We start from the raw sequence: 19,728 nt of genomic DNA, 5'->3' as shown, positions 1-19,728 counted from the left end.
TGTCCACAGGGGTTGTCCCCAGTGGGGATGAGTTACACCCGTGTGTTTCGGTGACCGGCAGGTGAACTGGGTGAACTTGGGCTGAACGTGCAGCGACCCGGACGTGTGACACGTCCGGGTCGGTGGGCACGGTGCGTGATTCAGCGCCAGCGCATGGTCATCAGCAGGCCGGAGATCATCAGCGCGAAACCAATGCCGAAGTTCCACGAGCCGAGGTCCTTCATCACCGGGACCTTGTCGCCTGCGATGTAGTTCACCACCAGCCAGGCAAGACCGAGCAGCATCATCGCGAGCATCACCGCGATGTAGATCGGGTGTGACGGGCCGGCCGCCTTGACCTTGACGGGCGTGCGTCGATCGGCCGGCGCGGTGTAAACGGCCTTCTTGCGGACCTTGGACTTGGGCATACTGTCCTCGCCTGACGTCGAGCGCTCTGATCGTCAGTGGCCGTGACTTCACGTCCACTGCTGGGGCAACACGTTAACGTAACCGGGCGGGTCAGCGAACCACCTGTTGACCCGCTTTGTTCAGGTCCAGCCACGGCTCGGGAGGTTCCTCGGTGAGCGACGACCCACCGGCACCCAGAGCAACGCCTCCGGGTCCGCCGCCTCGGCGACCCCGTTCGCGGCAGGATCCACCACCTTCCGAGGCGGAACTGACGCAGCGGTTGCCAAGGTTAGATGACCGGCCGCAGCAGCGTCCCGCCGAACGGACCAGTTTCTCAGGCAGTCTGCTGCCGCCCGCGCCGCAGCGGCCGCCGAGGCCGCCGCAGGGCGCGATGCCGAGTCGTCCGCCGCTTGGCCCGCCCGGCCGGCCGCCGGTCCTGCCGCCGAGGGCCCGCGTGCCCGAATCACCCACAGAGGTGATTCCCCGGATCGAGGACGAGCCAGAACACGGGCTCTACGGCGGGCACGGGGAGTATGGGGACGAGGACGACCCCTACTACGACCACGACTACGACCACGACGAGGAGCTGGACGCGGACGAGCAGCCAGCACCGGATGTCCCGGCGGACGGGCCGGTGCGCAAGACGGTCCGCACGGTCGGCGAGCTGTTCATCACCGCCGGCCTGGTCATGCTGCTCTTCGTGATCTACGAGGTCTACGTGACCGACTGGATCTCGGCCGGCAAGCAGGCCGACGCGGCGGCGGAGCTGAACAAGGAGTGGGGCTCCAACACCGTCGGCGGCGACCAGCAGCGCAGCGCGCACTACTCGCTGGCCGACGGGCAGGGCTTCGCCAAGCTCTACATCCCGACGTTCGGCCCCGACTACAAGTTCACCATCGTCGAGGGCACCACCGACGCGGACCTGGAGATCGGGCCTGGGCACTACAAGGGCACCGCGCTGCCGGGCCAGCAGGGCAACTTCGCCGTCGCGGGGCACCGCGTCGGCAAGGGCGCGCCGTTCAACGACCTCGACCTGCTGAACTCCTGCGACGCCATCGTCATCGAGACGCAGACCGACTGGTTCGTCTACCGGATGCTGCCCAAGCAGGACGAGATCGCCGGCTGGGCCGAGGGCAAGGGCAAGGCGGCCAAGTGCGCCACCAACAAGGTGCAGCCGCTCGGCGCCCCCTACGACAAGACGGTCGGCCAGGAGATCGTGCTGCCTACCCAGGGCGCGGTGATCGCCCCGGTGCCCTACGGCCAGCCGCCGAGCGCGGGCCAGCAGGCGGCGCTGCTCACCCTGACCACCTGTCACCCGCAGTTCTCGGCGAAAGAGCGGTTGATCGTGCACGCCGTGCTGAGCAGGCAGATTCCGAAGGCGCAGCTCAAGGCCGGGGAGACGCCGCAGGAACTGAAGGAGCGTTGATGTACGCGTGGATCTGGCGGCACCTGCCGGGGCCGATCGCGCTGCGCATCGCGCTGGCCACGCTGCTGGTGCTCGCCGTGCTGGCGTTGCTGATGTTCGTGGTCTTCCCGTGGGCCGAGCCGAAGCTGCCGTTCAACCACGTCACGACCGGCTGAGGCCGCCGGGCTCCCCGCACACGTGTGCGCGGGGAGCCCGCGCCGGCTACTCGGTCCGGGAGATCGACACCAGCTGGTCGCGGTCGACGACCTTGATCCGCTCGCGGCCCGCCGCGGCGCCGAGCGCCAGCTCGTGGCCGTCGAGCCGCCGCCAGCCGTCCAGGGTGGTGAACGGGACGCCGCGCTGCGCCAGGAACCTCGGCACGGCGGCCGGGTCCGGCCTCGGCGGCTCGGTCAGCGTCGGCGCGTCCGCGAGCAGGCTCGTCACGGTCTCCAGCGCGTCGCCCTTGGTGTGCCCGATCAGGCCGACCGGGCCCCGCTTGATCCAGCCGGTCACGTACACGCCGGGCACGGCCAGCTCGTCGAGGTCGAGCACCCGGCCCGCCGCGTGCGGCACCGTGCCGGAACCGTGCTCGAAGGGCAGGTCGGCCAGGTTCGTGCCGAGGTAGCCGACCGCGCGGTAGACGGCCTGCACCGGCCAGTCGTGGAACTCGCCGGTGCCCTCGACGTTGCCGTCGCCGGTGAGCCTGGTGCGCTCGGTGCGCAGCCCGGTGACGTGCTCGTCGCCGAGGATCTCCACCGGGCTGTGCAGGAAGTGCAGGTGCAGCCTGCGCGGTCGGTCGCCGGGGTCCCGGATGGCCCACTCCTGGAGCGTCCGCACGACCATCTCGACCTGCTTGTTCGACCGGATCGAGGTCATGCTGCCCGCGTCGAACTCGATGTCCTCGGGGTGCACGATGACTTCCACGTTCGGCGAGTGGTCGAGCTCGCGCAGCTCCAGCGGCGTGAACTTGGCCTGCGCGGGACCGCGCCGCCCGAACACGTGCACGTCGGTGACCGGGCTGGCCAGCAGGCCCTGGTAGACGTTGTCCGGGATCTCGGTGCTCAGCAGCTCGTCGGCGGTCTTGGCCAGCACCCGCGCCACGTCGAGCGCGACGTTGCCGGCGCCGAGCACGGCGACCTCGCGCGCGTGCAGCGGCCAGGTCCTCGGCACGTCGGGGTGGCCGTCGTACCAGGAGACGAAGTCGGCGGCGCCGTAGCTGCCCGGCAGGTCGACACCCGGCACGTCCAGCTGCCGGTCGCGGTCCGCGCCGGTGCTGAAGATGACGGCGTCGTAGTGCTCGCGCAGGTCGTCGAGCTTGATGTCCACGCCGTACTCGACGTTGCCGAACAGCCGGATGCCCGGCCGCTCCAGCACCCGCTGGAGGGCATTGACGATTCCCTTGATCCTCGGGTGGTCCGGGGCGACGCCGTAGCGGATCAGCCCGTAGGGCGCCGGCAGGCGCTCGAACAGGTCGACGCTGACGGGGGTCTCCGCCTTGCTGAGAATGTCGGCGGCGTAGATGCCGGCCGGGCCCGCGCCCACGACCGCCACGCGCAGTGGGCGACTCATGCCATCGATAGTAAGTTAGGGTGCCCTAAAGATTGCCCTCCGGTGGGCAACCCCACAGCTCCGCACCCCGGCCCCCGCGCTCTAGGCTTAGCCAATGCGGGTCCTCGTGGTCGACAACTACGACAGCTTCGTCTACAACCTGGTCCAGTACCTGGCCCAGCTCGGCGCGGACTGTGAGGTGCGCCGCAACGACGCGGTCGACCTCGCCGAGATCGCCGAGTTCGACGGGGTGCTGATCAGCCCCGGCCCGAGCACGCCGGACCGGGCAGGCGCGAGCATGGACGTGATCCGGCACTGCGCGGACCGGCGGATCCCCGTGCTCGGCGTGTGCCTCGGCCACCAGGCCATCGGCGCGGTCTGGGGCGGCACCGTCGACCTGGCCCCCGAGCTGCTGCACGGCAAGACCAGCCAGGTGCACCACAACGGCAGGGGCGTGCTGGCCGGCCTGCCCGACCCGTTCACCGCGACCAGGTATCACTCGCTGACCGTGCTGCCCGACACCGTGCCAGCGGAGTTCGAGGTCACCGGCCGCACCGAGTCCGGCGTGGTGATGGCGATGCGCCACCGCGAGCTGCCCGTCGAGGGCGTGCAGTTCCACCCGGAGTCGGTGCTCACCGACGGCGGCCACCGCATGCTGGCCAACTGGCTCGCCGTGTGCGGCCACCAGGTGCCCGAGGGGACCGTCGCCGCGCTGGAGCAGGACATGCGCAGGCTCGCGGCGGCGGCCAGGATCTAGGCCGCACGGCCGGAACGCCGCACGGCCAGAACAAGGACTGGACAACGAGAAGGGAGCGGCCCGCAGCGGGCCGCTCCCTTCTCGTTGTGCGTCTGGTCGGCTACCTGGTCGTCGGCAGGATGTTGAACTGGTACACCGTGATCGGGATCGCCTGGTCCTTGGTGAGCGGGGTGCCGACCGGGAGGCCCTGGTCGGAGATCAGGCCGTTCTGGTTCGGGTCGGTCGTCTGCTTGGTGCCCTGCGTGAAGGAGCCCGTCCAGCCCTGGTTGGCCAGCATGTCCTTGGCGTCCTGGACGGTCATGCCCTTGATGTTGGGCATCGTCAGCTTCGGCCCCCGCGACACCTGGAGGGTGACCGTCCCGCCCTTGGCCAGCTTGCCGCTCTTGGGGTTCTGGTCGACGACCGTGCCGATCGGCTTGTCCGAGTCGACCTCGACCTTCTTCGGCAGCAGGCCGACCGCGGTGAGCCCGCCCTGCGCGCTGTCGTAGCTCTGCCCCGTGTAGTCGGTGACGGCGATCTTGGTCTGCTTGCCGATCTTGACGGTGACCGCGGTGCCCTTGGTCACGCTCGCGCTCGCGCTCGGGGACTGCGAGGACACCTTGTCGATCAGGGTGTCGTCGGTGACGTCCTCCGTCTGCGGCTGCGCCGGGTCCAGCGTCAACCCGACCGCCGTCAGCGCCTGCCCCGCCTCGGCCAGCGTCTTGCCGGTCAGGTTGGGCACCGGCACGGCGTCCGCCGCGGTCGCGACGTAGATGTCCACCGCCGAGCGCTTGTCGACCGACGTCCCGGCCGCCGGGCTGGTCTTCATGACCTTGCCGATGTCGGCCTGGGTGCACGGCGCCGGATCGGAAGGTTTGGCCGGGTCCGTCTGGCACTTGAGGTTCACGAGGTTCGCGATCAGGCTGGCGTTGCCGATCGCGGCCGACGCGTCTGGCCCGGTCTTGCCGACCACGCTGGGCACGTTCACCTTGTTGGCGTTGGGATCCTGCTTGTTCGCGCTGCCGCCGCCCAACAGGGTGGAGACCAGCCACGCCGCGAGCCCGATGAGGAGCAGGCACGCCACGACCACCAGCACGATGGTGGTGGTCTTCTTCCGCCGCGCCCTGCGCTCCTCCTCCTCGTCGTACTCGTCGTCGTAGTCGTCGTCGGCCATCGTCGTCGGCCGGTGCCGGCCGCCGCCCATGACCTCGGTCGGGCCCGCCTGGTTCATCAGCGAGGTGCGGTCGGCCGCGGTCATCACGGATGGCGCGGACGGTCGCTGCCCGGACAGCACCCGCACCAGGTCGCCGCGCATCTCGGCGGCCGACTGGTAGCGGTTGGCCGGGCCCTTGGCCATCGCCTTGAGCACGATGGCGTCCAGCGCGGGCGTGACGTTGGGGTTCAGCGTGGACGGCGGCTTCGGGTCCTCCCGCACGTGCTGGTAGGCCACCGCGACGGGGGAGTCGCCGGTGAACGGCGGCTCCCCGGTGAGCAGCTCGAACAGCACACAGCCAGCCGCGTAGACGTCGCTTCGGCCGTCAACGGCCTCGCCCCTGGCCTGTTCCGGCGAGAGGTACTGGGCGGTCCCTATCACGGCTGCGGTCTGCGTCACCGCGGCCTGGCCGTCGGCCACCGCGCGGGCGATGCCGAAGTCCATCACCTTGACCGCGCCGGTCTTGGTGATCATCACGTTCGCCGGCTTGACGTCGCGGTGCACGATCCCGTGCCGGTGGCTGAAGTCCAGCGCGGCGCAGACGTCGGCCATGACCTCCATGGCCCGTTTGCCCGACAGCGGCCCCTGCGTCTTGACGATGTCGCGCAGCGTCCTGCCGTCGACGTACTCCATCACGATGTAGGGGAGCGGACCGTGTTCGGTCTGCGTCTCGCCCGTGTCGTAGACGGCGACGATGGCCGGGTGGTTCAGCGCGGCGGCGTTCTGCGCCTCGCGCCGGAACCGCTCCTGGAACTGGGGGTCCCTGGCGAGGTCAGCGCGCAGCACCTTCACCGCCACGTCCCGGCTGAGCCGAACGTCCTTGCCCCGGTGGACTTCGGACATCCCGCCGTAGCCGAGCGTCTCGCCGATTTCGTAGCGGTTGGAGAGCAGTCGCGGAGTGCTCATCGGTGCGTCGTCCCGATCCTCGTCAACGTTCGCCTCATCATGCCTGCCGCGTGGAGCCTTCGGTGCCAGTCCGGCCTGGCGAGTCGATTCACTGGGGCGCACATGTGACCGCCACCCTCGAACCGATCGCCACCTGACCGACAGGCGCGAGATCTGTCACCACGCAGCGCTGCGGATCTCGCGGCGTGTCACCCTGCGGCGTCTTCACCTCGGGCACGAGCTGGTTCTGCATCAACCTGGTCCGCACTTCGGCCGCAGGCCGGTTGACATAGTCGTGCGCGTCGATCGTGACCTGGCCTGGCACGCCGTGTCCCACCGAACCGGTCGACTCGCTGACCGATCGAGTCGTGCCGGTGTCGCGCTGGCCGGTCGGCGGCGACGCACCATTGTTGCGTGTCGCCATCACCACCACGAACACGCCCAGCACCACGAGCGCGGTGGCCAGCACGGCGACGAGCACCCACAGGCCGGTCCGGTTCCGCTGCGGCGGCTGTTGTTGTTGCTGCGCCTGCCGAAACGCGCCGGTGTGCTGGGCGAGACCGGGCGGCCCGTGCTGCATCGGCGGCGGCCCGACCGGCCGCATCCCCGTCATCGAACCGGTGTTGCCCATCAGCGGTTGCTGCGGGACGAGGCCGGGCATGCTCATCGGGCCGGCCATCGCCAGCCCGGACGGCGTCGGCAGCGGCTGGCCGAGCCGCACCGCGGTGACCGCAGCCGAGAACTCGCCACCGCTGCGGTAGCGCTGCCTCGGGTCCTTCACCAGGGTGGCCTCGATCAGGGCGCGCGGACCCGGCGGCACGTCCGGCGGCAGCGGCGGCGGCAGGTCGCGGATGTGCATCATCGCGACGGTGACCGCGTTCTCCGACAGGAACGGCCGCCGGCCCGCCAGGCACTCGTAGCCGCACACGGCGAGCGAGTAGACGTCGCTGGCCGGTTCGGCCTCGCTGCCCAGCGCCTGTTCCGGGGCGATGTAGTGCGCGGTGCCCATCACCATGCCCGACCTGGTCACCGGCGCGGCGTCGGCGGCCTTGGCGATGCCGAAGTCGGTCAGCTTCACCTGCCCGGTCGGCGTGACCAGGATGTTGCCGGGCTTGACGTCCCGGTGCACCAGGCCGCGCTGGTGCGCGGCCTGGAGCGCGGTGCCGGCCTGTTCGAGGATGTCCAGCGTGCGGTCGGCGGTCAGCCGCCCCTTGGCGATGATCGCCGCGAGCGGGTCGCCCTCCACGAGTTCCATCACCAGGTACGCGGTGTCCTGCGGGCCGTCCGGCAGGGACGCCGTCTCGCCGTAGTCGTGCACGGCCGCGATGCCGGGGTGGTTCAGCGAGGCGGTGGTGCGCGCCTCGGTGCGGAAGCGGTGCAGGAACTCGGCGTCGCCGCACAGCTCCGGCTTGAGCACCTTGACCGCGACCTTGCGGTCCAGCCGGGTGTCCGCAGCCTCCCAGACCTCGCCCATCCCACCGACGGCGATGCGCCTGCCGAGCCGGTAGCGCTCGGCGAGCAGGTGGCCGGTGGTGAGCATCAGCCGCCACCCCCCAGGATGGCGCCGATGACCGCGCGGCCGATGGGCGCGGCCACCTTGCCGCCGGTCGCGCCGAGCCCCCGGTCGCCGCCGTTCTCCACGATGACGGCCACCGCGACCTTGGGGCCGCCCGGTGTGGAGGCGTCGAAGGCCACGTACCAGGCGTGCGGCGGCGTGTGGCGCGGGTCGGTGCCGTGCTCGGCGGTGCCCGTCTTGGACGCGATGGTGACGCCGGACAGCTGGCCCTCGCCGCCGGTGTGCTGCTCCGACTTGATCATCATGTCGCGCAGCGTTGCGGCGTCGTCGGAGCTCATCGCCTGGCCGGCCACGACAGGCTTGGTGGTCTCGACCGGGGACAGGTCGGGGCCGAGGATCGCCTTCACCATGTTGGGCTGCATCCGCTGCCCGCCGTTGGCGATCGTCGCCGCGATCTCCGCGTTCTCCAGCGGCGTCAGGCTGACGTCACGCTGCCCGATGCCGGTGGAGTACAGCGCGTCGGAGTCCGCGATGGTCATGCAGTTGTCGCTTGGCACGGTCGGGCCGATGCAGGATCGCGACACCGGCAGCGGCACCTGGAGGCCGTTCTGGCCGATGCCGAACTTGGCCGCCTGGTCGCGCAGCTTGTCCGGGCCGAGGTCGTGCGCCAGCTGGGCGAACGCGGTGTTGCAGGACAGCGCGAGCGCGTCCTGCAACGAGGCGGTCTGGCCGCTGCCGCAGGTGCTGCCGTTGTAGTTCTCCAGCTTGGTGTTCTTGTTGATGTCGATGGTCGGCGCCGCGGTCAGCTGGGTGTCCTTGTTCTTGCCGTCGGCGAGCGCCGCCGCGGTGACGACCAGCTTGAAGGTCGAGCCGGGCGGGTAGGTCGCCGTCACGGCCCGGTTGAGCATCGGCTGCGGACCGTTCGGGTCGGTGTACTCCGTCCACGCCTTCTTCTGCTCGGTGCCGTCGTGGCTGGCCAGCCGGTTCGGGTCGTAGGACGGGGTGCTCACGCTGGCCAGGATCTGGCCGGTCTTCGGGTCGATCGCGACCACCGCGCCGGTCAGGCCGCGCGAGGTCAGCGCGGTGTACGCGGCCTGCTGGGCGGCCGTGTTGATCGAGGTCTGCACGCTGCCGCCGCGCGGGTCCCGGCCCGTGATCAGGTCGGAGAGCCGACGCACGAACAGCCGGTCGTCCGAGCCGTTGAGCACGTCGTCCTCGGCGTGCTCGATGCCGTTGGACGAGTAGATCGTCGAGTAGTAGCCGGTCACCGGCGCGTAGAGCGCCCCGTTGGGGTAGGTGCGCAGGTAGCGCAGCCGGTCGGTGGTGCCGGTGACGTTGGCCAGCTGGGTCTTGTTGTCGCCGGCGATGATCTGGCCGCGCTGCCTGGCGTACTCGTCGAGCAACACCCGCTGGTTGCGGGGGTCCTTGCGGTAGTCGTCTGCCTTGATCACCTGCACGTAGGTGGCGTTCGCCAGCAGCAGAACGATCATCACCATCATCGCGAGGCCGACCCTGCGGAGCGGAGTGTTCATGTCGGCCGCTCCACGAGGACGGTGTGCTGGTCGGCGATGGCCGGCTGCGGCGGCTTGGGCCGACTGCTCGCCTGCGGCCGCCGCGCGGTGTCGGAGATGCGCAGCAGCAGGGCGACGAGAATGTAGTTGGCCAGCAGCGAGGAACCGCCGTTGGCGAGGAACGGCGTGGTGATGCCGGTCAGCGGGATCAGCTTGGTGACGCCGCCGACGATGATGAACGTCTGCACGCCGACGCTGAACGCGAGGCCGCCGGCGAGCAGCTTGCCGAACGTGTCGCGGACCGCGAGGGCCCCGCGCAGGCCGCGCATCACCAGCAGCAGGTAGATCATCAGGATCGCGGCGAGCCCGATGAAGCCGAGCTCCTCGCCGAACGAGGTGACGATGAAGTCGCTGTTGGACACCGGCACGATGTCGGGCCTGCCCGCGCCCCAGCCGGTGCCGAAGATCCCGCCGGTCGCGATGCCGAACAGGCCCTGCATCAGCTGGTAGCTGCTGCCGAAGTCCGCGTCGTAGATGGCGTCCGGGTTCAGCCACGCCGACACGCGCACCTGGAAGTGCGGGAACAGCTTGTAGGCCAGGATGCACGCGGCGGCGAACAGGACGAGGCCGACCACGATCCAGGACGACCGCTCGGTCGCCACGTACAGCATGATCAGCACGACGCCGAACATCAACAGCGACTGGCCGAGGTCGTTCTCCAGCGCCAGCACGCCGAACGCCATCACGCAGGCGACCAGCAGCGGGCCGAGGTCGCGGGCGCGCGGCAGGTCCATGCCGAGGAACCGGCGGCCGGCGATCGTGAACAGGTCGCGTTTGGAGACGAGGAACGCGGCGAAGAAGATCAGCAGCAGGATCTTGGCGAACTCACCTGGCTGGATCGAGAACGGGCCGAGGATCAGCCACAGCTTCGCGCCGCCCGCGCTGGACATCGACGCCGGCAGCATGCCGGGCAGCGCCAACAGCACCAGGCCGACCAGGCCGAAGGTGTAGCCGTAGCGCGCAAGCGTGCGGTGATCCTTGATCAGCATCAGCACGGCGATGAACAGCACGAGGCCGATCGTGGTCCAGACGAGCTGCTTGGGCGCCGCGTCGGTGTAGGCGTGCTCGCGAGCGGCCGCCTGCGCGCGCAGCGCCGGGTCAAGGCGGTGGATCATCACCAGGCCGAGGCCGTTGAGCAGCGCGACGCACGGCAGGATCAGCGGATCCGCGTACGGCGCCCACCTGCGCACGGCCAGGTGCGCGACGCCGAACAGCGCGAGGTAGGCGAGCCCGTAGTACAGGATGTCCAGCGACATCGACTGCTGCTGGTTCGCCTCGACGAGGATCATCGCGCCAGTGACGATCGCGGCGGCGAACGCGAGCATGACCAGCTCGGTGCCCCGTCGCGTGGGCGGACGTATGCCAGGGGACGTGGCACTCGCCGGCCCGGTGGCCACGCCTCCCCCGCCGGGAGTCGGTACAGCCATCAACCGGTTCCTCGTCGGGTCCGGCACGTCTCACCGGGGCGCGGCTGGTTGGACGGCACCGGGGTGGCGTCCGTGTTGGGCGGCTCCGGCGACCCGGAGGACTGTTCGCCGCCCGTCGGCGGCGGTGAGGTGGGACTCGTCGGTGTGGTGTTGGACCCTGGCGAGGTCGTCGCGCAGATCGGCAGCAGCTGCTCGAGGCGCAGCTGCCGGATCTTGGCGCGGGCGCCCTCCAGCCCGTCGACGTCGGTGATGCCGCTGCGCACGACGTCGCGCATGGTGGCCGCGAGGTCGTCCACCTTCATCATCTCGCAGGCCTGCGGCAGGTTCGGCGCGCAGGAGCCCTCGACGTTGCGGTGCAGCTTGATGCCGAACACGCTGCCCCGGACGCCCTGGAAGATCGACACCTCGCCGGTGTCCGACGCGCTCACGTAGTACTGGCGGAGCACCCAGTACCTGGTGCCGAAGCCGGCGGCCGCGAGCAGCACGAGGAGCACGACCAGCAGGAGCAGCAGGCGGAAACGTTTGCGGCGCTTGGCCTTCGGGTCCGGCGCCTCGGCCGGCGACTCCACCCTCGGCGGCGGAGTCGGGCGCGGCGTCAGAGATCCGGCGCGGGACGCGGGGGAGTCCGGCGGCGGGGGGTCCTCGCTGCCGTCACCGGCCGCGCCGCCGACGATCGGGGTGTCCTCGCCGAAGTCGATGTCCACCACGTCGGCCACGACGCAGGTGACGTTGTCCGGGCCGCCGCCCTTGAGCGCCAGCTCGATCATGCGGTCGGCGCACAGGTGCGGGTCGGGGATCTTGATCGCCTCGGCCAGGGTCTCCAGGCTGACCGGCCCGGAGAGTCCGTCGGAGCAGATCAGGAACCGGTCGCCAGCGCGGGCTTCCCTGACGGTGAGGCTCGGTTCGACCTCGTGACCGGTGAGCGCGCGCAGCAGCAGCGAGCGCTGCGGGTGCGTCGCCGCCTCCTCCTCGGTGATCCGGCCCTCGTCGATCAGCGACTGGACGAACGTGTCGTCGTGCGTGATCTGGGCGAAGGAGCCGTTTCGCTGGAGGTAGGCGCGCGAGTCGCCAATGTGGACGAGGCCGAGCCTGCTGCCGGCGAACAGGACGGCGGTGAGCGTCGTGCCCATGCCGTCCAGGTCGGGGTCGCTGGCGACGAGGTCGGCGATGGCGCCGTTGCCGGCCTGCACCGCCTCGCGCAGCTGGCTGAGCAGGTCGTCGCCCGGCTCGTCGTCGTCGAGCGACGCGAGCGCGGCGATGACGACCTTGCTGGCCACCTCACCGGCGGCGTGGCCGCCCATGCCGTCGGCGAGCGCGAGCAGGCGCGGGCCCGCGTACACGGAGTCCTGGTTGTTGGAACGGACCAGGCCCCGGTCGCTGCGGGCTGCGTATCGAAGGACGAGGGTCATGAGCGCAGCTCGATCACCGTTTTGCCGATGCGGATCGGGACGCCGAGCGGGACCCGGAGGGGTGCCGTGACCTTCGCCCGGTCTAGGTAGCTTCCGTTCGTGGAGCCGAGATCCTCCACGTACCAGTCGGTTCCGCGCAAAGACAGCCTCGCGTGTCGGGTGGACGCGAAGTCGTCATCGAGCACGAGGGTCGAATCGTCTGCGCGGCCGATCAGGATGGGGCGACCGTCAAGGGCGATCCGGGTGCCGGCCAGCGCCCCGTGGGTGACCACGAGTTGCCGAGGCGCCTTTCCCCGGGAGCCCTTCCTTGCTGCCTTGCGGAACCCGGGTGCGGACACCCGGAGCCCAGAGGCAGCGTAGAGATCGGAGCGGACCACTCGTAGCGCGGCCAGCACGAACAGCCAGAGCAGGACAAGGAAACCCGCTCTGGTCAGCTGCATCACCAGCTCTGGCACCGGTTGTGACCGCTCCCGCCTTGAGTACTGACTGCCGTCGCCGGTCGACGCCTCAGCCCTGGGTACGGAACATCAGCGAGGAGTGGCCGATGCGGACGACGTCGCCTTCCGCGAGCTGCCAAGTCTGCACTGGAGTGCCGTTCACCGTGGTGCCGTTTGTCGAACCGAGATCAGCGAGCATTGCACTCTGACCATCCCAGGTGATCTCCAGGTGCCTTCTGGAGACCCCCGTGTCGGGAAGTCGGAAGTCCGCGTCCTGCCCACGGCCGACGACGTTGCCGCCCTGCTTCAGGTTGTACGTCCGGTTCGAACCGTCGTCGAGCTGGAGCACCGCGGACAGCTGGCGGGGGCCGGTCTGCACGGCTGGCGGCGCGTAGCCACCGGCGGGGTCCTGCTGGTAACCGCCCTGCTGCTGCCCGTAGCCCTGGTCGTAACCCTGCTGCGGCTGCTGGCCGTAGCCCTGGTCATAGCCCTGCTGGGGCTGCTGCCCGTAGCCCTGGTCGTAACCCTGCTGCGGCTGCTGGCCGTAGCCCTGGTCATAGCCCTGCGGCGGCGGCTGCTGCCCGTAGCCCTGGTCGTACCCGGGCTGCTGGCCGTAGCCCTGGTCGTAGCCCTGCTGGGGCTGCTGGCCATAGCCCTGGTCGTAGCCCTGCTGCGGCTGCTGGCCGTAACCCTGGTCGTAGCCCTGCTGCGGCTGCTGGCCGTAACCCTGGTCGTACCCGGGCTGCGGGGCGCCGTAGCCGCCCTGCTGCTGCCCGTAGTTCGGGTCGTAGCCGGGCTGACCCTGTCCTTGTCCGTAGCCGTACTGCCCCTGCTGGGCATACGGGTCGCCCTCGGGGTGCTGGCCGTGGCCGGGAGGCTGGCTCATGGATCGGTCTCCTGCGGTGCGAGGTGGTGCTGACCGTCGGCGTACGTCGGGGTCGACGGACGAGCTGGTTCGGAACTGTCCGGTGTGCAGCGCGTCAGAGCGCTCCAGGGAGACTACGACGTCACCATAGGTGTCCCACCCGAACTCGGCGAGGTGCTCTCGTACGCAATCTTCGAGTAGTTGGGTGATGCGCAGTTCATCCTGCCCGTCGCCCGCAAGACGATCATGGTCCTGCGGGCCGAGCAGCACCGTGTAGTGGTTCGGTGCGAGTAGACGACCACCCGCGAGCTCGCGGATGTTGCCCTCGGCTTCCCGCTGTAGTGCCTGGGCGACCTCCTGCGGAACGACGCTGCCCCCGAACACGCGCGCGAAGGTGTTGCCCACGATGCCTTCGAGACGGCGCTCGAAGCGCTGCACGAGGCCCACGGTCGACTCCCTCTACACGGCGACTTCCTGACCCGATCGTATCCGTGCGCGGCATGGGCGACACGGGTCAGTTGGATACCCGTCCTGGGCCCGTGCTAGGCTTCGTTTCGTCAGGCCAGCGCGAGTGGCGGAATGGCAGACGCGCACGGTTCAGGTCCGTGTGTCCGAAAGGACGTGGGGGTTCAACTCCCCCCTCGCGCACTCCGAGTCCGAAGAGGCCCCTGTTCGCAGAAAGCGCGAACAGGGGCCTCTTCGTCATTATGTTGGGGGGCCGAGCCCCCCACGCCCCCCACGGTGCGAGCTCCTCTTGAACCAGCGTGGTTGCTAGGGCGTTGACCAGCGCGGATATGAGCGTTTGAGTGCCTGGGTGGGCGACCCGGTGAGGTTGTTGGTTGGGTTGTCGGTTGGTTTGCCTGGCCTCGGGGTGGTGGTTATTTCTCTCGGGGATGACCGTGGTGGGAATCGGCGGGTGGGGTTGTTGTAGCCGATGGTGGGGTGGCGGTTTGAGGTTCGTGGGGCGAGACTCGATTTGCGCCGGGCTTGGAATAGGGCCGAATCCGCGTCGGTGAGGTGTGCCCGGATGTGATGCGCGTTACCCCGTTCGTGGCTGAGAGCGGCGGGGCAGGATGCCTGAATCGGGCGGAACGGGCGCGGGTGGTTGTCAGGCAGGCCGCGTTGCGGGCTCCCGTAGTGGTCAATATGGTTGTCGGTGTGCTGACCGGGGTGACGCGTCGTGCCGGGTGACCGGCCGGGGTTCGAGCTGCCGTTGCGGCTGCTGCTCGGGTTCCGGGTGCTCATCGACGAGCTGCACGAGGAGCTGGCCAGGCAGGGGCACCCCGACGTGCGGCCCATGCACGGGTTCGTCTTCCAGGCCATCGGCCGCGACGGCGCGACCGCGGCCGAGCTCGGCCGCAGGCTCGGCGTGTCCAAGCAGGCCGCCGGCAAGACCGTCGACGCGCTGGAGCGCCTCGGCTACGTGACCAGGCGCGCCGACGCGAACGACGGGCGGCGCAAGGTCGTCCGGCTCACCGACCGTGGCTACGACTGCCTCGCCAGGTCGGCGCGGATCTTCGAGGAGCTGCGCGCGAAGTGGTCGGCCGCGCTCGGCGAGGATCGGCTGCGGGCCATGGAGGACGACCTGCGCAGGGTCACCCCGCCGAACGTCTTCCGACTCGACATTCCCAGCTGGTTCGGCGGTTAGCGCAGCCCGGCGAACAGGTCGTCCTCGGGCAGGTCCTGGTCGACCACCGACCGCGCGAGCTGGTAGTCCTCGGTCGGCCAGACCTCGCGTTCGAGGTCCCTCGGGTGGGCGAACATCGGGTGGTCGGGGTCGACCTGGGTCGCGTGCGCCAGCGCGGCCCTGTCCCTGGTGGCGAAGTACTCGGCGCAGCGCACCCTGGTGGTGATCGTGAGCGAGGGCGCGGTGTCCGGCCACTCGTCCAGCACCTGGCCTAGCAGCGAGTCGACGCCGCGTCCGGTCATCGCGTCGTGCAGCGTCTGGAACCAGGCCTTGCTGAACTGGGCGAGGTAGTACAGCTTCCTCGGCTGCCACGGTTCGCCCGCCTCGGGCAGGCCCTCGCCGTCGCCCGCCGCCTCGAACGCCTCGACGGCGACCTCGTGCGTCCTGATGTGATCGGGGTGCGGGTAGCCGCCGGTCTCGTCGTAGGTCACCACCACGTGCGGGCGGAACTCGCGGATGAGCGCCACCAGCGGCGCGGCGGCCACCGAGAGGGGCAGCGCGGCGAAGCAGTCCGCAGGCAACGGTTCGCCCCGGCCCGGCATGCCGGAGTCGACGAAGCCGAGAAACCGTTGCCGCACACCGAGGATCTCGGCGGCGGCCGCCATCTCGGCGCGGCGGATCTCCGCCAGGTTCTCGAGCACGCCGGGGCGGTCCATCCTCGGGTTGAGCACGTCGCCCCGCTCGCCGCCGGTGCAGGTCGCCACGAGCACGTCGACGCCCTCGGCGGCGTAGCGGGCCAGGGTCGCCGCGCCCTTGCTCGACTCGTCGTCGGGGTGTGCGTGCACGGCAAGCAGGCGCAGGGTCATCGGGGTCTCCTTGTCGATCTGGGGCGTTGTCACCTGACGCGGTCGGGGAACATCGCGGCGGGGATCAGGGTGAGCAGCGACAGCCCGAGCGCCCACCAGAAGGTCGTGCCGAAGGCGACGGCCGGGTCGGCCGCCGTGTCGAGGTTCTGTTGCAGCACCACAACGAGGACCGCGGTGCCGAGCGAGCCGCCGACCCGGTTCAGCACGTTGAGCGCGCTGGCCGCCCTCGGCGCCTCGTGCCGTTCGACGGCCGCGTAGACCGCGCCCATGCCGGGCGCCATGGTCGCGCCGAGCCCGATGCCGCGCAGCACCAGGGACGCGACGAGCAGCCAGCCGGCCGGGTGCGCGCCGAGCTGGGTGAACGCGACGGTCCCGGCGAGCGAGAGTCCGATGCCGCACACCATGATCCGGCGCGGGCTGATCCTGGCGGCCAGGCGTCCGGCCAGGGTCACCACGAGCGCGGTGCCGAGCGCCTGCGGCGCGAGCAGCAGCCCGGCCCGCAGCGCGCTCGCGTGCTCGACCTGCTCGTAGTACAGCGGCAGCAACAACATCGAGCTGTACATCGAGGCGCCGAGCAGGAACGAGCTGCCGGTGGCGACCGCGAACTGCCTGCGGCGGAACAGCCGCAGGTCGATCAGCGGGATTCCCCTGCCCCGCAGGGCGTGCGCCGCGTAGCCGGCCAGCAGGCCGACCCCGAGCGCGAGGGCGAGCACGACCTTCGGCGCGCCGAAGCCGCCGGGTTCGCCCGCGGTCGCGAAGCCGTAGACCAGCGCGGCGAGGCCGGGGGAGAGCAGGGCGAGGCCGAGCACGTCGAGCCGGTTGCGCGCGCCGGTCCGGCCGCCGGCCGGCAGGACGCGCGCGGCGGCGACCAGCGTGGCGATCCCGATGGGCACGTTGACGTAGAACATCCAGCGCCAGTCCAGGTTCGCCACGATGACTCCGCCGAGCAGGGGGCCGAGCACCGGCGCGAAGGTGATCGGGACGACCAGCAGGCCCATCACCCTGGTCAGCCGGGACGGGCCCGCGGCCTGGGCCATCATGGCCTGGCCGATCGGCTGCATCATGCCGCCGCCGATGCCCTGGACCACGCGGAAGGCGATCAGCGCCGGAGTGGACCAGGCGAGCCCGCACAGGGCGGAGCCGCCGACGAACAGCGCGACCGAGATCATCCACATTCGCTTGCCGCCGAAGCGTTCGGTGGCCCAGCCGGACAGCGGCATGACCATCGAGACGGCGAGCAGGTAGCCGGTGGCCACCCACTGGACGGCGGCCAGCGGGCTGTGCAGGTCGCGGACCACCGAGTCGATCCCGACGTTGACGATCGTGCCGTCGAGGACGGACAGGATTGCGCCGAAGATCAGCACCGCGCCCATCTTGAGCAGCGCGGGGTCCAGCCGTTCGGTGTCGGCGGGCTGGGCCGGGTGGATTGCTGTCGGGTGGACGGTGCTGGCTGGGGTGGTCATGCCCGCCTCTCTGAACGCTTGATTAGGTCGGACCTAACGTTAGGTCGGACCTAGTTGGTAGGTCAAGCCTAAAATTGGGTCGGACCTAATCAAGTGCTCTAGAGTGGGCGCATGGGCACGGAGACCTCGGGGCTGCGGGAGCAGAAGAAGCGGCAGACCAGGCAGGCGATCTCGCACGTGGCGACCAGGCTGTTCATCGAGCGCGGCTTCGACGCGGTGACGATCGCCGAGGTCGCCTCCGCCGCCGGTGTCGCCAAGATGACCGTCACGAACCACTTCCCGCGCAAGGAGGACCTGGTCCTCGACCTGCACGAGGAGCTGGTCGCCGGCCCGGCGCGGGCGGTCGCCGAGCGGGCCCCCGGCGAGTCGGCCGCCGCCGCGATCCGCCAGTTCTACTTCGAGGCGCTCGCCGGGCGGGACGCCGCGCTCGGCTTCTCCGGCGAGCCGTTCGCGCGGCTGATCACCGAGAGCCCGGTGCTGCGCGCGCGGCTGCGGGAGATCCACGAGGAGCGGGAGGACGCGCTCGCCGCCGTGCTGCTCGCGGAGGATCCCGAGCACGGGGGCACCGCGCGAATGGTGGCCGCCACGCTGGTCACCGTGTGCCGCGTGCTGCTCGACGAGGTGTTCGGGCGCACCCTGGCGGGTGAGTCCAACGAGGAGATCGCGGCCGCGTTGGTGCCGGTGGCCGAGCACGCGTTCGGCCTCGTGGAGCAGGGAATCGGGGACGTCGCGCCACGCGCGGTGTGATCGCGACGGTTGCGTTGTCGAACGGTGACCTACTGAGGGTCACTTTCTTGCTACTGTCCCGGTCGATCACCACCCGAGTGGGTGATGCCTATTTGGGTGGTATTGCGACGGTGGCTACTCCGTCGACCCTCGCTCGCCCACCCGCCATGAGCGAACGGGTCGCCCCCGTGTCTTTTGCGCCCCCGACGTCCCGCCGGACAGGAGAACCCATGCAGTTCGCTCGCAAAGCCCTCGGTGTGAGCGCGGTCACCGCGGTCGCCGCCACCCTCTGGGTCGGCCTGGCAGCCCCCGCCAGCGCCCACAACAAGACGTGGACTGCTGCCTGCGACACCAAGACCGGCAAGACGACGGTCTCGGTCGACCTGACCTACTACAACGCCGACAAGGCCAACACGGTCGAGCTCAAGGACAACGACACCGAGCTCGTCGCCGTCACCAACTTCCCGGACAGCTTCAAGACCGACAAGACCGTGGCCGGCGACGTCGCGCACACGTTCACGCTGACCGTCAAGGCGTGGGACGACACCGACGGCAAGAAGGGCTTCTCCTTCACCCAGAAGCAGACCGTGCCGGCGTGCGTGAAGCCGACGTCCTCCAGCGTCGCGCCGACCAGCTCTAGCGTCGCGCCGTCGTCGAGCGCCGTCGTGGCCCCGCCGTCCTCGAACGCCCCGAGCAGCTCGGCGACCAGCGTGACCACCTCGCCCGCCGCGGTCGCCGCGGCCACCGAGAACCCGCTGGCCAACACCGGCGCGTCGGTGACCCTGCCGCTGCTGCTCGGCGGCGGCCTGCTCGCCGCGGGCGCGGTCGCGCTGTTCGCCGTGCGCCGCACCCGTCGCAACTCGGGTCAGTAGTCGTCAGCAAGATCGTGTGACCGCCGGGGCGCTGGGTTGGTTCCAGCGCCCCGGCGGCGTTCGCGCACCCATGATCACCAGGCACATTCGAGAGTTCGCCGCGCTTGCGGTATGACCATCGGGTGGCGGGTTCGGCCGGTGTCCCGCATGGTCGACAGAGGTGTTGTGCTGGCAACGCGGACCCGGCGGCCGGGTCACGGACGGACGGAGGTCGGCGTCGTGCGGGAACACGAGGTGCTCGGCAGGATTCGAGAACTGGTCGACGAGGAGCACTCGCTCCGGCAGCGCACCATGGCCGGCGAGCTCGACTCGGGCGAGGAGCGGCAGCGCCTCGCGCACCTGGAGGAGTCGCTCGACCAGTGCTGGGACATGCTCCGGCAGCGGCGGGCGTTGCGGGTTGCCGGAGGGGATCCCGACCAGGCGTCCGCCCGGCCCGTCAACGAGGTCGAGGGCTACCTCCAGTAGCCCAGGCGGCGCCGTCGTGCCGACGCCGGGACGCATCCGGTTGCGTCATTCGCACCATTGCGTACCGAGGTCGTGCCGATCATGCTGTGCAGGTCCGGACGGTAGCCCACAGGTGGAATTCGCCCCTCGGTGGCCACTGTCCGCCAAACTGGGACATCTACCGCCCACCTTGCCGGTCACCCGGACGGCAGTACCGTCGGGCCGAAGTCCCTCGACCGGTTATCGACCGGTCACCGACCGCTTGACGCCGTCGATCGCAGCGGCGACGAAAGGCCGGAAACACCCCACGCGCTTCCTGGTAGGCCATTCC

Annotated in this window: 18 protein-coding genes and 1 tRNA gene; 8 read left to right on the top strand and 11 right to left on the bottom strand. The window is 70.3% G+C overall.

What is annotated here, in order from left to right; genetic code table 11:
• Positions 1-140: 140 nt before the first annotated feature.
• Positions 141-407, bottom strand: coding sequence for a cell division protein CrgA (gene crgA / locus F0L68_RS09675; protein ID WP_149849153.1), 267 nt, complete (start codon positions 405-407; stop codon positions 141-143).
• A 371-nt stretch (positions 408-778) separates the two neighbouring features.
• Here crgA and F0L68_RS09670 point away from each other — a divergent pair, with 371 nt between their 5' ends.
• Entirely contained in the window at positions 779-1,813 is a 1,035-nt protein-coding gene (locus F0L68_RS09670) for a class E sortase (RefSeq protein ID WP_149849152.1), read from the top strand.
• On the top strand, positions 1,813-1,968 hold the full coding sequence (locus F0L68_RS42260; RefSeq protein ID WP_188316481.1) for a hypothetical protein: 156 nt from the start codon (positions 1,813-1,815) through the stop codon (positions 1,966-1,968). Before F0L68_RS09670 ends, F0L68_RS42260 begins: the two co-directional genes overlap by 1 nt.
• A 46-nt stretch (positions 1,969-2,014) precedes the next feature.
• Here the strand turns inward: F0L68_RS42260 and F0L68_RS09665 are convergent, their stop codons facing one another.
• A complete protein-coding gene (locus F0L68_RS09665; protein ID WP_149849177.1) occupies positions 2,015-3,334 on the bottom strand; it encodes an FAD-dependent oxidoreductase in 1,320 nt (439 codons plus the stop codon).
• Positions 3,335-3,455: 121 nt separating this feature from the next.
• On the opposite strand from F0L68_RS09665, the gene F0L68_RS09660 reads away from it, so the two are divergent.
• The gene (locus F0L68_RS09660; RefSeq protein ID WP_149849151.1) at positions 3,456-4,097 is read left to right on the top strand and encodes an aminodeoxychorismate/anthranilate synthase component II; all 642 of its coding nucleotides are present in this window, start codon (positions 3,456-3,458) and stop codon (positions 4,095-4,097) included.
• Positions 4,098-4,197: 100 nt separating this feature from the next.
• Here F0L68_RS09660 and pknB read toward each other — a convergent pair whose 3' ends face one another.
• From pknB to F0L68_RS09625, 7 genes are all read right to left on the bottom strand, one after another.
• The gene (gene pknB / locus F0L68_RS09655; RefSeq protein ID WP_149849150.1) at positions 4,198-6,195 is read right to left on the bottom strand and encodes a Stk1 family PASTA domain-containing Ser/Thr kinase; all 1,998 of its coding nucleotides are present in this window, start codon (positions 6,193-6,195) and stop codon (positions 4,198-4,200) included.
• Between the two features lie 88 nt (positions 6,196-6,283).
• Positions 6,284-7,714 carry a serine/threonine-protein kinase gene (locus tag F0L68_RS09650; RefSeq protein ID WP_149849149.1) on the bottom strand — a complete coding sequence of 477 codons (1,431 nt, stop codon included), beginning with the start codon at positions 7,712-7,714 and terminating at the stop codon, positions 6,284-6,286.
• Positions 7,714-9,222: a peptidoglycan D,D-transpeptidase FtsI family protein gene (locus tag F0L68_RS09645; RefSeq protein WP_149849148.1), complete on the bottom strand. Its 1,509-nt coding sequence runs from the start codon at positions 9,220-9,222 to the stop codon at positions 7,714-7,716. The genes F0L68_RS09650 and F0L68_RS09645 overlap by 1 nt, the downstream gene beginning before the upstream one ends.
• Positions 9,219-10,688 carry an FtsW/RodA/SpoVE family cell cycle protein gene (locus F0L68_RS09640; RefSeq protein WP_149849147.1) on the bottom strand — a complete coding sequence of 490 codons (1,470 nt, stop codon included), beginning with the start codon at positions 10,686-10,688 and terminating at the stop codon, positions 9,219-9,221. The genes F0L68_RS09645 and F0L68_RS09640 overlap by 4 nt, the downstream gene beginning before the upstream one ends.
• Positions 10,688-12,097, bottom strand: a complete 1,410-nt coding sequence (locus F0L68_RS09635) for a PP2C family protein-serine/threonine phosphatase (protein ID WP_149849146.1) — start codon at positions 12,095-12,097, stop codon at positions 10,688-10,690. Before F0L68_RS09635 ends, F0L68_RS09640 begins: the two co-directional genes overlap by 1 nt.
• Positions 12,094-12,552 (bottom strand): FHA domain-containing protein FhaB/FipA, encoded by a 459-nt coding sequence (locus F0L68_RS09630; protein ID WP_149849145.1) that lies wholly within the window; start codon positions 12,550-12,552, stop codon positions 12,094-12,096. The genes F0L68_RS09635 and F0L68_RS09630 overlap by 4 nt, the downstream gene beginning before the upstream one ends.
• Positions 12,553-12,604: 52 nt before the next feature.
• Positions 12,605-13,846: an FHA domain-containing protein gene (locus F0L68_RS09625; protein WP_149849144.1), complete on the bottom strand. Its 1,242-nt coding sequence runs from the start codon at positions 13,844-13,846 to the stop codon at positions 12,605-12,607.
• Positions 13,847-13,964: 118 nt separating this feature from the next.
• Here F0L68_RS09625 and F0L68_RS09620 point away from each other — a divergent pair.
• Together F0L68_RS09620 and F0L68_RS09615 are read left to right on the top strand one after the other, a co-directional pair.
• A tRNA-Leu gene (locus F0L68_RS09620) sits at positions 13,965-14,047 on the top strand.
• A 532-nt stretch (positions 14,048-14,579) separates the two neighbouring features.
• Entirely contained in the window at positions 14,580-15,047 is a 468-nt protein-coding gene (locus F0L68_RS09615) for a MarR family winged helix-turn-helix transcriptional regulator (RefSeq protein ID WP_149849143.1), read from the top strand.
• On the opposite strand, the gene mca is transcribed toward F0L68_RS09615, so the two are convergent.
• The gene (mca, locus tag F0L68_RS09610) at positions 15,044-15,892 is read right to left on the bottom strand and encodes a mycothiol conjugate amidase Mca (protein WP_149849142.1); all 849 of its coding nucleotides are present in this window, start codon (positions 15,890-15,892) and stop codon (positions 15,044-15,046) included. The genes F0L68_RS09615 and mca overlap by 4 nt on opposite strands.
• A 29-nt stretch (positions 15,893-15,921) precedes the next feature.
• Positions 15,922-17,355, bottom strand: a complete 1,434-nt coding sequence (locus F0L68_RS09605) for a DHA2 family efflux MFS transporter permease subunit (protein ID WP_149849141.1) — start codon at positions 17,353-17,355, stop codon at positions 15,922-15,924.
• Positions 17,356-17,466: 111 nt separating this feature from the next.
• On the opposite strand from F0L68_RS09605, the gene F0L68_RS09600 reads away from it, so the two are divergent.
• From F0L68_RS09600 to F0L68_RS09590, 3 genes are all read left to right on the top strand, one after another.
• A complete protein-coding gene (locus F0L68_RS09600; protein WP_149849140.1) occupies positions 17,467-18,102 on the top strand; it encodes a TetR/AcrR family transcriptional regulator in 636 nt (211 codons plus the stop codon).
• A 209-nt stretch (positions 18,103-18,311) separates the two neighbouring features.
• The gene (locus F0L68_RS09595; RefSeq protein WP_188316480.1) at positions 18,312-18,953 is read left to right on the top strand and encodes an LPXTG cell wall anchor domain-containing protein; all 642 of its coding nucleotides are present in this window, start codon (positions 18,312-18,314) and stop codon (positions 18,951-18,953) included.
• 219 nt (positions 18,954-19,172) lie between these two features.
• Positions 19,173-19,418 (top strand): DUF2630 family protein, encoded by a 246-nt coding sequence (locus F0L68_RS09590; RefSeq protein ID WP_223198636.1) that lies wholly within the window; start codon positions 19,173-19,175, stop codon positions 19,416-19,418.
• Positions 19,419-19,728: the final 310 nt, after the last annotated feature.

Origin of the sequence: Solihabitans fulvus, from assembly GCF_008386585.1 — a bacterium.
GTDB classification, from domain to species: domain Bacteria; phylum Actinomycetota; class Actinomycetes; order Mycobacteriales; family Pseudonocardiaceae; genus Solihabitans; species Solihabitans fulvus.
This window is presented reverse-complemented; position numbering and strand designations above follow the sequence as displayed.